9 protein-coding genes are annotated in these 11,800 nt (G+C 62.0%); 3 read left to right on the top strand and 6 right to left on the bottom strand.

Features of this window, described 5'->3' with window-relative positions:
* Positions 1–6: 6 nt before the first annotated feature.
* From KFF05_04640 to KFF05_04625, 4 genes are all read right to left on the bottom strand, one after another.
* Positions 7–726, bottom strand: coding sequence for an ABC transporter permease (locus tag KFF05_04640; GenBank protein UTW53585.1), 720 nt, complete (start codon positions 724–726; stop codon positions 7–9).
* 132 nt (positions 727–858) lie between these two features.
* Complete coding sequence (locus tag KFF05_04635) at positions 859–1,179, bottom strand: STAS domain-containing protein (protein UTW52658.1); 321 nt, start codon at positions 1,177–1,179, stop codon at positions 859–861.
* An 11-nt stretch (positions 1,180–1,190) separates the two neighbouring features.
* Entirely contained in the window at positions 1,191–2,963 is a 1,773-nt protein-coding gene (locus KFF05_04630; GenBank protein ID UTW52657.1) for a SpoIIE family protein phosphatase, read from the bottom strand.
* A 77-nt stretch (positions 2,964–3,040) separates the two neighbouring features.
* Positions 3,041–5,014, bottom strand: coding sequence for a HAMP domain-containing protein (locus KFF05_04625; protein ID UTW52656.1), 1,974 nt, complete (start codon positions 5,012–5,014; stop codon positions 3,041–3,043).
* A 327-nt stretch (positions 5,015–5,341) separates the two neighbouring features.
* Between KFF05_04625 and KFF05_04620 the strand changes: the two genes are divergently transcribed.
* Positions 5,342–7,144, top strand: coding sequence for a GGDEF domain-containing protein (locus KFF05_04620; protein UTW52655.1), 1,803 nt, complete (start codon positions 5,342–5,344; stop codon positions 7,142–7,144).
* Positions 7,145–7,150: 6 nt separating this feature from the next.
* Here the strand turns inward: KFF05_04620 and phaC are convergent, their stop codons facing one another.
* Positions 7,151–9,001, bottom strand: a complete 1,851-nt coding sequence (gene phaC, locus KFF05_04615; GenBank protein UTW52654.1) for a class I poly(R)-hydroxyalkanoic acid synthase — start codon at positions 8,999–9,001, stop codon at positions 7,151–7,153.
* 190 nt (positions 9,002–9,191) lie between these two features.
* On the opposite strand from phaC, the gene KFF05_04610 reads away from it, so the two are divergent.
* Both KFF05_04610 and KFF05_04605 read left to right on the top strand, forming a co-directional pair.
* The gene (locus KFF05_04610) at positions 9,192–10,568 is read left to right on the top strand and encodes an anion permease (protein UTW52653.1); all 1,377 of its coding nucleotides are present in this window, start codon (positions 9,192–9,194) and stop codon (positions 10,566–10,568) included.
* 10 nt (positions 10,569–10,578) lie between these two features.
* Entirely contained in the window at positions 10,579–10,797 is a 219-nt protein-coding gene (locus KFF05_04605) for a hypothetical protein (GenBank protein ID UTW52652.1), read from the top strand.
* Positions 10,798–10,834: 37 nt separating this feature from the next.
* On the opposite strand, the gene KFF05_04600 is transcribed toward KFF05_04605, so the two are convergent.
* Complete coding sequence (locus KFF05_04600; protein ID UTW52651.1) at positions 10,835–11,707, bottom strand: hypothetical protein; 873 nt, start codon at positions 11,705–11,707, stop codon at positions 10,835–10,837.
* Positions 11,708–11,800: the final 93 nt, after the last annotated feature.

Raw genomic sequence — 11,800 nt, 5'->3', positions numbered from 1 at the left:
CCGTCCTTATCGCGTAACCACGAAAGCGAACAGCATGTCCGTCACGATAATCGCCGAAATGGATTGCACCACGGCGCGCGTCGTCGCCTTGCCCACGCCTTCGGCCCCGCCCTGGACCGAAGCCCCGTTGACCACGCCGATCACGGCGATAAGCACCGAGAAGATGACGCTTTTGCCGAGCCCGTGCATCAGGTCATCGACGCTGAGCAGGTCGATGGTCTGATCCATATAGGCGGCAAGCGAGATACCAAGGTCCAGATTGACGTAGACCCCGGCGAAGAACAGGCCGACGAAATCGGAAAACAGCGTCAGCGCCGGAACCATGATCACCATGGCCACCATGGCCGGCACGACCAGGAAGCGCACCGGATTGATGCCCATGACATAAAGGGCATCGACTTCCTGATTGATCTTCATGGTGCCGATGCGCGCGGCCAGCGCCGATCCCGACCGCCCGGCGATGACGATGCCGGTGATCAGCGGCGCGAATTCACGCACCACGGAAAAAGAAATGCCGACGGTGACCCGGCTTTCCGCCCCGAAAATACGCAGCGTATGGATACCTTGAATCGCCAGCATCATGCCGATGGTCGCGGCAAGAAGGGCGATGATCGGCACTGCCTGGATGCCGATGGCCATGCATTGCTCCGCGATGGCGCCCAGGCGCACGGCCTGTTTTTCGCGCCGCCCGAAGATCAACCAATAGAAGCTTTCCACCACCATCATGGCGCCCAGGCCGATTTCCTCGATCCCGGCGACGGCGGCGCGGCCGACCTTTTCGGTCGTTACAACGATCGGGTTTCGGGCATCGGTTGGCGTCACGCGCGGGTTCTCCGGTCGGCTGGGCTAGGGCAGGCTCTATACGGCGTCGTCGACGTTCTCATGGATGGCGAATACGGCGTCGAGGCGCGCCAGCTTGAGCACCCGAAGCGCCCCTTCGCTGACCGCCGCCAGGGCCAAGGTCTGGCCGCCCTTCTTAGCGGTCTGCAAGGCTTCCACCAGCGAGGCCACGCCCGACGAATCGATATAGCCGACCTTGGCAAGATCGACGACCACGGGCTTGCCTTGGCCGACGGTGGCCAGCAGGGCTTCGCGCGCCTTCGGCGACGTTTGCAGATCGACGTCACCTTCGAAGGCGATCACGACGGATTCGCCCACGTCTTTGACTTCGTGCTTCATGTCCAGTCCCCTCAAGATGCGCCGGCTTTTGTTTGAAGCCGCTTTCGCAGTTGTAACAGATTACCCACCCCGGCGGGAGGCGTCACGAACTGAACGTCGTCCATGATCTCACGGATCAAATGAACGCCGAGCCCGCCTGGCTTGATATCATCGAGATCGCGCCCCTTGACCTGGTCCGTATCGACGGGGGCCGCGAAATCCTGCAGTTCGACCACGAAATCATCACCTTCTCGGCGGAGTTCGATCGCGATCTCGCCGTCGGCGCGTCCGCCATAGGCATGGCGCACCACGTTCTGGCAGGCTTCGTCCACGGCCAGGATGACCTGTTCGGTCATTTCATCCTCACAGGTCAGGAAATCCAAGGCCGCGCGCACGGCCTGGCGGATGACCCGCAGCCGATCCGCCCGCGCCGGCAGGCGCATGGACATGATCGATTCCGACCCGCCGGCCACCCGCTCGGCGGCGGCCAGGGCCGCCGGCCGCTCGGCCGCCGTATCGCTGACACCCAACAGGGTGACGTCGTCGCGCATGCCGCCGTCGCCCGGCTGGATAACCCCGACCACGGCATCCAGCCGTGCCCGCAGCGTCTGGCCCCGAGTTTCCAAAAGAATCCTTTTCACGCCGTCGACGCCCAGTTCCGTACCGGCGTCATCAACATAGCCTTCCGTCACCCCGTCGGTGAACACCCACAGGCTGCCGCCCTTCAGGTCGACCGCCGTTTCCGGATAACCGTCCTTGGTCGGCGGATCGGCGAGAATGCCGAGCGGTGGGCCCTCGGCCTCGAAAGCCTGAAAATCGCCTTCCGGCGTCAGCAGCAGTGCCGGCTCGTGCCCGGCGTTGGACAACGTCACCACACCCGTGCGCGGATCATAGATGCCGCCGACCATGGTCACGAACATGCCGCGCGCCGCGGTTTCACAAATCTCGCGGTTGACCAGGGCCAGCAGACGGCCCGGCGACAAGATGGCCTTGCCCAGACAGCGATAGAGGCTGGCGGTCTTGGCCATCAGCAGGGCCGCGTTCACACCCTTGCCCGAGACGTCGCCCAGGCAAAAACAGATGCGCCCGTCTTCAAGCGGGAAGTGGTCGAAAAAGTCACCGGAAACCTCGCGCGCGGGCTGATTGACGCCACCGATGGGCGCGTCATCGCCGGGCTGCCGGGGCAGCAGAGAGCTTTGAATTTCGCGGGCCAGTTCCAGTTCGCGCTTGATGCGCTCCTGTTCCAGCAGCGCGTCCGCCTGGCGGGCATTGAGAATGGCCAACGCCGCCGATGCGGCCAAGGCTTCGAGAAAATGCAGGTCGTCGGGGCTGAACAGCCCATCGCCGCCGCGCTTGTTGATCAGCTCAATGGCGCCGATCCGTTCGCCCTTTACCGTCAGCGGCGCGCAGAGGATGGATTTGGTCGTATAGCCGGTCTTTTCGTCGACGCCGCCGAAGAAATTCGGGTCCTTCGACACGTCGCGGACGATCTCGCCCAGGTTGTTCTGCACGGAACGCCCGACGATGCCCTTGTCGGCGGCGATTACCAGGCCTGTGATTTCCGTCGCCCCGACGCAGGCATGGCAGCGCAGGTTTTCTCCCTTCTCGTCGAGCAGGAACAGAGCCCCGCCCTCCGCATTGACCGAATCCGTGATATGCCCGACAGCCTTGAGCAAGGCCGCATCCAGATCACGCGAGGCAGCGAAATCCTGCGACATCTCGGCCAGCAGCTCCAGGTTGGCCTGGAACCGGCGGGCATCCTCCGCGGCGGCATCGCGGATGTTCAGGGCGGGAGCATTAGACATGCCGGAACTATGCCCGTATTCAATCACATCGGTAAATAGTCCGGTCGCATTTCAGCCTATTTTTGGCGTTGGCAGGATCAGGCAGCGCGCACCTGATCCAGGAAGTCGGTAACATAACGGCGCAGGCGGTCCCCTTCCCGGTCGAGGGTATCGACGGATTTCAACACTTCGGCGGCTGATTGTTCCGTTTCGGCCGCCGCCTTGGCGACCTGGGCCGTACTGTCGCTGGCGCGGCGGGTACCGGTGGTCGCCTCGTCCGTGTTGCGGGCGATTTCCTGGGTTGCCGCCGACTGCTGCTCGACCGCAGCGGAAATACCGGCGGCGATTTCGCACATTCGGTCGACACTTTCTGAAATTTTCGCAATCGCGCGGACCGTGTCGCCGGTTTCCGTTTGAATGTTGGCGACTTGGGCTGCGATTTCCTCGGTCGCCTTGGCTGTCTGATTGGCCAGGTTCTTGACCTCGGACGCCACCACGGCGAAGCCCTTGCCAGCCTCTCCGGCACGCGCCGCCTCGATGGTCGCGTTGAGGGCCAAAAGGTTGGTCTGCTCGGCGATGTCGGTGATCAGGCGAATGACCTCACCAATCTTCAGCGCCGCATCGTTCAGACGCCGGACCCTCTCGTCCGTCATGCGCGCCTGACCGGCGGCCGCTTCGGATACCTGACTTGATGTCGCCGCCTGTTCGGCGATCTCGGTGATCGATTTGCTCAACTCGTCCGCCGCCGTGGCCACGGTCTGCACACTTTCCGCCGCCGTTTCCGACGCCTGGGTGACCAATTTAGTCTGATCAGCAGTCTGCTGGGCGACCCCAGACATCTGCTCCGATGTTGCCCGCATGTCCCGTGTTGCGGTACTGACGTTGTCGAGAGACCCTGACACCTGGGCGTCGAATTCCTTAGCCATGGCCTCGATCTTCTGGACTCGGGCCTCGCGGGCCGCGCGTTCGGCCCGCCGCTCCTCCGCCTGTTGTTCGGCCGCGATCAGACTGTCCTTGAAGACCTGAACCGCCTGTGCCATTTCGCCGATTTCGTCCGTACGGTGGGCGTCGGATACCTCTACATCCGTGTCATTGCCGGCCAGACGCGACATGATCGCGACGTTTCGTCCAAGCGGCCGGGTGATCAGCCTGACGACCAGCACGCTGATGGCGACCGCGCCGAACAGGGACGACAGAACCACCGCCGTGATCAACAGGCGCCGGGCCGAGCGTTCCTCTTCGGCGGTCCGGGCCTCCTGCCGGGCACGCTCTTCCTCACCGGCCTTGCGCAGCGCTTCCAATTCCGCCAGCCGGGCTTGGAACTGCCGGTCCTGTTCCGCCGATTGCTCCGACAGCTTAGCCGCATAGGACGTAGCCAGTTCGCGGGCCTCTGTCTTCATGGGGGTCAGGCGGTCCTGAAGAATGACTTCGATCAAGCCGAAGCGCTCCGCCGTCGGACCGATGAGGGCTGCGATGCGAATCAGGCCGGCCTCCCGGTCGATGGCCAGAAAGGGGGTTTCAACGCCCAGATTGTCGCTGATCACCTTTTCGAACGTCTTGACCCGCGCGGGCGCGAACCCTTCCGTGTCGGCAAGGTCGGCCAGGCCGTCGAGATCGCTGATCGGATAGAACCCGATCGAATTGGCGCCCTCAAGCACTGTAAGGAACACCGATCCGTCGAGAATAAAGAATTCCCGATCGGATTTGCTCATGGGGGACAGGATGGATTCCAACTGCGACGCGACGATGCGCAAAGCCCCCTGATAATAGCCCTGTAGTTCCGCTTCGCGGACGGCGATCTGCTGCTGGCGTGCGGCCAATTCTTTCGCGTTCTCGGCGGTTATCACCGCTCGGTCGCGGGCCTGTTCCGCCTTCAACCGCTCAGCATGGGCAGATTGCAGGGCGGCACTTTCGCGGCTCAGAAGCGTATCGACCTCGCCAATGATCGCGCTCAGCCGGTCAAGGCTGCGCGTGCTCATGACGACGATCACGATCCCCGCGATGGCGAACAGAAGCACGGTCGCCCCAAAGAACTTCGTACTCAATTTCTTGAAGTCGATCAATTTGGTCATTGAGCCCCCAATGAATACAAATACCGCCTCACCACGTCACGCAAAGCGCGGGTGATCCCCTGCGACGCGGATACAATCTATAATATTCGAATGCCAGAATATGTGAATGCTTTTGCGTCGTGACGCCGCATTCCCCCTCCGGATCCATCCTCACGGTCATCGACGGCAATGCGGGCTGCCCCCCCATGAACGGAGTATGAAGTTTTGATTTCAGGTGGTGATTACCATGGACATTTCCCGACCTATGCCGAAAATCATCGACAAATCGGGACGCATTCAACCATATCCCGCCCGACCATCATGGGCCGTCAACCAACCGGAAGCGCCATGAACCCCGCCGACCCCACCATCGACGCCCCCACTGCCGAACCCCGCCGCCTCTCCAGAGATCCCACCGCCCGGTTTCTGACCTGGGCGCGGGAGGAAGTCCACTTCGCCTTTCAGCCGATCATCAATCCCTACACGGGGTATCTCTACGGCGTCGAGGCTCTGATGCGTGGGCAGGAGGACCTGGACTTCACGTCGATCCACGCCTTTTTCGATTTCTCCTTCCGCATGGGCATTCTGCAGGAGGTCGAGGTCCTGCTGCGCGGACGCGCCATGAAACAGTTTTCGGCCCTCGACTTGGGGCCGTCCGTGCGCCTGTTCCTGAACATCGACAATCGCGTGCTGCTGACCGACGACCATCGTGCCGTCGACACGGTCGAGGCCGCCCGGGCAGCAAACCTGGCACCCGCGCGCGTGACCCTGGAAGTGTCCGAACGCCATCAAATCGACCGTGACGTCTCCAACACCGAAACCCTGGCACAGATCTACCGGCGCCGGCAGTTCCGCATCGCCATCGACGATTTTGGGACCGGCTTCGCGGGGCTGAAGCTGCTGTACGACCAAAACCCCGATTACATCAAGATCGACCGTTTCTTCATTTCCGGGATCGAGACCGACCGCATGAAAAAGCTGTTCGTGTCGCAGGTCGTCAGCCTGGCCCAGACCCTGGGCATCACGGTGATCGCCGAGGGCGTGGAGACGGAAAAGGAACTGCTGACCTGCAAGGAGATGGGCTGCAACCTGATCCAGGGCTATTTCATCGAACGGCCACTGATCATGGGCACCAACCTGCGGGACGCCTATCCACGCGTGCGCGACCTGCGCAAGGGCGAGACGGACCGCCGTTTCATCGACCAGGAACTGTCCATGCCGGCCCCCATCCGCAACAGCAGCGACATTATGGCGACCTTCGAGCATTTTCGCGAAAACAAGAACATGACCTTCTTTCCCGTGGTCGACGACATGGATGAACCGCTTGGCATCACCCGCGAGGAAGACCTGAAGGACTTCACCTATTCGCGCTATGGCAAGGACCTCTTGGCCAACGTGTCGTACAAGCGCCATCTCAACGAATTCATCCGCCCCTGCCCCGTGGCCGATATTCATGACAATGCGGAACGGGTGCTGGAGAAATATTCCCTGTCCGGCACGCAGGAGGGGATCATCGTGGTCGAGAACCTGCGTTACGTCGGCTTCCTGACCGCCGCGTCGCTGCTTCAGGTCGTCAACGAAAAGCATCTGGCCATGGCGCGGGACGCCAACCCTTTGAGCAAGCTTCCGGGCAATCACATGGTTGTCGAATACGTAACCGATCTGGTCGCCGACGACGAAACCGAAGCGGTCATCGCCTATTTCGATTTCGACAACTTCAAGCCGTTCAACGACACCTACGGATTCCGTCAGGGCGACCGGGCGATCCTTCTGTTCGCGGAGTTATTGAAGAAATCCTTCATCGCCGACGGGGCCTTTCTGGGCCATATCGGCGGCGACGATTTCTTTGCCGGCTGGCGCGGCATCGGCCTGAACCAGGCGCGGGAACGTCTGACGGACCTGCGCGAGTCGTTCCGCCATCAGGTCGAGACCTTCTACGACAAGGCCGCCCGCGATGCTGGCGGAATCGTCGCCAAAGACCGCAGCGGTGTCGAGCGGACCTTCCCCTTGCTATCCGTGTCCATCGCCGTCATGCACCTGAAACCGGGTCGAGGGGGCATCACCCCCGATGATCTGGCGCAGCAGATCGCAGTCACGAAGAAGGAATCGAAACGTGCCGATGACGGGATTTCCATCGGCATCGTGGGTTGATCCGCCTTAGCCCAGGCGCACCGCCGCATAAGACCCGGGCGCATCTTCGATGGTCGCCAGCTTACCGTCGCCCGGCCTGCGGGCGGCGACCTGGCCGCCTGATTTTTTTCCGATCCACTTTTGCCAATCGGGCCACCACGAGCCCTCATGTCGGGTCGCCGCATTGAACCAGACGTCCGGATCCTTGGGCGACTTGGTGTTGATCCAGTGGCAGTACTTGTTCGCCGCCGGCGGGTTGATCACACCCGCGATATGGCCCGAAGCGGACAGCACGAAGCGCACCGGCCCGGCATAAAGCTGGGTCGCCGCATAGGTCGATTTCCACGGCGCGATGTGGTCATCAGAGGTCGACAGCATGTAGACCGGCGTCTTGATTTTCGTCAGGTCGATCGGCGTTCCGGCAAGTTCGATCCCACCCGGTTTCACCAGCCGGTTTTCCAGATACATCTTGCGCAGGTACATGCCGTGCATCATGGCGGGCATGCGCGTGTTGTCGGAATTCCAGTACAGCAGGTCGAAGGCCATCGGCTCGCGGCCCAGCAGGTAATTGTTGACGACAAAAGACCAGATCAGGTCGTTGTCCCGCATCATGTTGAACACCTGGCTCATGTAGCTGCCTTCGAGGTAGCCCTTTTCCGCCATATGTTCCTCAAGCAGGTCCAACTGCTCCTCGTCGATGAACACACCCAGTTCGCCGGGTTCCGAAAAATCCGTCATGGTCGTGAAAAAAGTGGCGGAGGCGACACGGTCGGCGGTGTATTTGGCGCCTTCCGGCTGCGCCGCCAGATAAGCCAGGGTCGACGCCGTCAAAGTGCCGCCGATGCAATAGCCAATGACATTGACGCTGTCCTCGCCCGTGGCGCCGCGGATTGCGTCCAGGGCGGCCAGGGGGCCTTCGAGCATGTAGTCCTCGAAGGACTTGTCAGCCAGGCTTTCATCGGGATTGACCCAGGACACGACGAACACCGTATGGCCCTGGTCGACGGCCCATTTGATGAACGAATTCTTGGGCTGCAAATCCAGGATATAGAACTTGTTGATCCAGGGCGGCACGATCAGAAGCGGCCGTTTGAACACCTTTTCCGTCGACGGCGCGTATTGGATCAGCTGCATCAGATCGTTCTGGTAGACGACCTTGCCCGGACTGACCGCAATGTTTTGCCCCAAGGTGAAAGCCGTTTCGTCGGTCATGGAAATACGCAGCTGGCCCTCGCCGCGCTCCAGATCCGTCAACAAATGGTCCAGGCCCTTGACCAAGTTCTCACCCTTGGTGTCGAGGGTGCGCTGGATGACCTTGGGATTGGTCGCAGCGAAATTGGTGGGCGCCAGGGCATTGACCCATTGCCGGGTATAGAAGGTGACCTTCTCCCGCGTCTTGGGGTCCAGGCCGTCAACGTCGCTGACCGCCTCGCGAATCCAGTTCGACGTCAACAAGTAGGACTGCTTTAGGGTGTCGAACAGGACGTTTTCCGACCAGGCCTCATCCTTGAACCGCTTGTCGTCCGGGGCGGGCGCGGCCACCGGGGCGGCTTCCTCCCCATTCAGGCGCTTGGACGCAGAATCGAACAGGTCGGCGTAGCCCTGCCACAATTTCGATTGCGCTTCGGCCAGCTTGGCCGGGTCCTGCAGCATGGCGGCCCCCAGTTCGAAAAACGCCTTGCCGACCACCAACGGATCCGGAATCTGAAAACCATGCTGTTCCGCCTGGCGGTCCCAGAACCGCCGCATGATGCGTTGGCAGCGTTCGTTCAGCGCCTGGGCCGCGCGCTGCGCCTCTTCCGGGTCGGGGAACGGCGAAGCCTGATCACCTTCCTTGGCCTCGATGCGGGGCGGTGATTTCTTGGATGTCTTGGTCATGCGGTCAGCTTCCAGCAATGGACGGCGACGTTTGAAACAAGTGTATCGCTCTTTGTCGATCCGCGCCACGGGTCGGCTCTGTCAATTGCCCGGCATTGAGCGCTTTTCCCGCACCGGCCTGACCGTTAAAAGCATGGCGGGGGCGCTCATTCGGAGCAGCGGAGGACCCATGCCAGCATCAAGCCGAATAATGACCCTGCCCCGGTGGACGGCGCTTGCCGTACTCGCCATTGCCGTCATCCTTCTGTTGGCACCGACCCCCGAAGGCTGGGAGCCCAAGGTTTTGCGGGGCGCCGCGCTCATCCTGTTCGCCATGGGGTTCTTCGCCACCGGCGTCATCCCGGAATTCGTGACCGGGCTTGCCTTCTTCGCCGTGGCCTCGCTGATCGCCGTCGCACCGGCGGACATCATCTTTGCCGGCTGGTCATCGACCGCCCTATGGCTGACCTTCGGCGGCCTGATCGTCGGCATCGCGGTCACCCGCACGGGCCTGGGCGGGCGTCTGGCGGCGCGTCTGACGGGCCTGTTCGGCGAAACCTACAAGGCCCAGGTCGCGGCCATGATCCTGGTCGGGGTGGCGCTGTCGTTCGTCATGCCGTCGACCATGGGGCGGGTGATCCTGCTGGTGCCGATCGCCCTGGCCCTGGCCGACCGCCTGGGCTTTACCGAAGGCCGTAACGGGCGCCTCGGCCTGGTCATGGCCGTCGCCTGCGGCACCTGGATGCCCGCTGTCGCCATCCTGCCCGCCAACGTGCCCAACATGGTCCTGGCCGGCACGGCGGAAACGCTCTACGGCCTGCATTTCACTTACGGCGCTTATCTGCTGTTGCACTTTCCGATCATTGGGGTGTTCAAGGCCATCGCCATCTATTTCGCCGTCCTGATGCTGTTTCCCGACCGCGCGGAAGGATCCACCGCCCAAACCGCACATACGACGCCTATGACCCGGGACGAAAAGGTTTTGTCCTATGTTCTGGTGATCACCCTGGCCCTTTGGGCGCTCGATTTCTGGCACGGCATTTCGCCGGCCTGGGTCGCCCTGTCGGCGGGCGTCGTCTGTCTTCTGCCCGGCGTTGATCTGGTCAGCAAGGACGATTTCATGACCCGCTTCAACACGGCCTCGGTCATCTATATCGCCGCCGTGCTGTCCGTGGCCGCGATCATCGTCGATTCCGGCGTCGGCCGGGAACTGGCGGCCCGCATCCTGCCGCTGCTGCCGCTCGACCCCACGACGCCCGCGACCAACTTCGCCACCCTGATCGGACTGGGTTCGGTCACCGGCATTTTAGCCACGGCCCCAAGCGTGCCCGCCGTGCTGCCGCCGTTCGCCCAGGATCTGGCCACGGCCACGGGCTTTCCCCTGGTCACCGTACTGATGACCTTCGTGCTGGGATATTCGACCATGTTTCTGCCCTACCAGGTCCCGCCCCTGGTGGTGGCGATACAGCTGGGCGGCGTCAGCCTGCGCCAGGCCGGGCGGTTCACGCTGCTGCTGGCGGCCCTGACCATCGTGTTTCTGCTGCCGCTGAGCTACCTGTGGTGGCGCTTCCTGGGCTATCTGCCGTAGGATCATGGGCATGAGCATCGACGGCCCCATTTCCCAGATCACGACCCTGACCTGCCCCATGTGCGAGCATACGGCGACGGAAGTCATGCCGACGGATCAGTGCATCTACTATTACCAATGCATGGAATGCGGCAGCCTGTTGACGCCGGAACCGGGCGACTGCTGCGTATTTTGTTCCTACGCAAGCGTGCCCTGCCCACCAGCACAGGCCCGGTCCGGCCGCCCATAAATCCCGCCTGATCGGACGACTTCCCCGGCCGCGTTCCCTAGGTCGCCAGAAATGCCGAGGCGTCGTAGTCCGCCATGAATTGCGCAAACAGATCTCTGTTACCGGCGTTGAAATTTGCCAGATAAGCCCGCTGTTCCTCGGCGCTGAACGGCGTCGCTTCCTCGGTGGCCTGTTTTACCGCCTCAACGGCAAGCGCCGCCCGAATCGACGCGGCGTCTTCGCGCCCGCGGTTCTGCCGCACGGACTGAATGACACGGACAGGCTCCGTCACCCCGGATCGCAGAAGGCTGCTGACGTCGCGTGCCAGCGGCGGCGCGAGGACCTTATTCGCCGCAAGTTGCAGGGGCAGAAGGTTGGTCTTGATACTTGGATTGAACAGATGATTTCTCGGCACTTCGACAGGATCAGAAATGCCCATCGCCCCTTGAAGGGCGCTGAGGAACCCAGGATAGGGCGGCGTGCCCAACTGGTAGCATTCGGCGTTATAGGGAATGACGTGGATATTCTCTTGCCCGAATGAACCTTGGTACGTGCGAGCGATGTCCAACCAATCAAGCGCGGACAGCGGGATGCCGCCAACAAATTCCGCGAACCCTTGCGTTCCGCCGTTCTGAAGATGCAAGGCATAGAGCGAGCGGACAAACGACGCCTGATCCCTGACCAACAGCAGGATCCGCACCTTGAAACCCTCAAGCAGGGCGGCAAGGTGCCCTGCCCGCGCCTTTATATCGATCCCGGGGCCGCTGGCCAGCCAAGAGGCAGAAAGGCCTTCCTCTGTCAGGAAAAAGCCTCGCCAGGCAGCGTCACGGGTTTGCGGCATTACATACCTACGTCTTAACTGGCCGACGAATTCGCCGGTCCAATGGACGTCTTCCCGATGATCCCTGAGGTGCAGATGAAGGTCGAGCAACGGGAGTATTCCGCCTCCCCTAAGCGCGGCGGAGACATCGTGCCCAGGTGCCAGGAACGTGTTTTCAATCAAGGTTGAAGCACATCTCTGCAG

The organism is bacterium SCSIO 12827 (assembly GCA_024397995.1).
Lineage (GTDB): Bacteria > Pseudomonadota > Alphaproteobacteria > Rhodospirillales > Casp-alpha2 > UBA1479.
Note: the sequence above shows the minus strand (reverse complement) of the source record. Positions and strands in the feature narration are given on the sequence as shown.

What these genes read in the sequence shown, in the direction of transcription:
- KFF05_04640 (UTW53585.1), bottom strand. Translation starts at nt 726, where the DNA reads ATGATGGTGGTGGAAAGCTTCTATTGGTTGATCTTCGGGCGGCGCGAA.
- KFF05_04635 (UTW52658.1), bottom strand. Translation starts at nt 1,179, where the DNA reads ATGAAGCACGAAGTCAAAGACGTGGGCGAATCCGTCGTGATCGCCTTC.
- KFF05_04630 (UTW52657.1), bottom strand. Translation starts at nt 2,963, where the DNA reads ATGTCTAATGCTCCCGCCCTGAACATCCGCGATGCCGCCGCGGAGGAT.
- KFF05_04625 (UTW52656.1), bottom strand. Translation starts at nt 5,014, where the DNA reads ATGACCAAATTGATCGACTTCAAGAAATTGAGTACGAAGTTCTTTGGG.
- KFF05_04620 (UTW52655.1), top strand. Translation starts at nt 5,342, where the DNA reads ATGAACCCCGCCGACCCCACCATCGACGCCCCCACTGCCGAACCCCGC.
- phaC (UTW52654.1), bottom strand. Translation starts at nt 9,001, where the DNA reads ATGACCAAGACATCCAAGAAATCACCGCCCCGCATCGAGGCCAAGGAA.
- KFF05_04610 (UTW52653.1), top strand. Translation starts at nt 9,192, where the DNA reads ATGACCCTGCCCCGGTGGACGGCGCTTGCCGTACTCGCCATTGCCGTC.
- KFF05_04605 (UTW52652.1), top strand. Translation starts at nt 10,579, where the DNA reads ATGAGCATCGACGGCCCCATTTCCCAGATCACGACCCTGACCTGCCCC.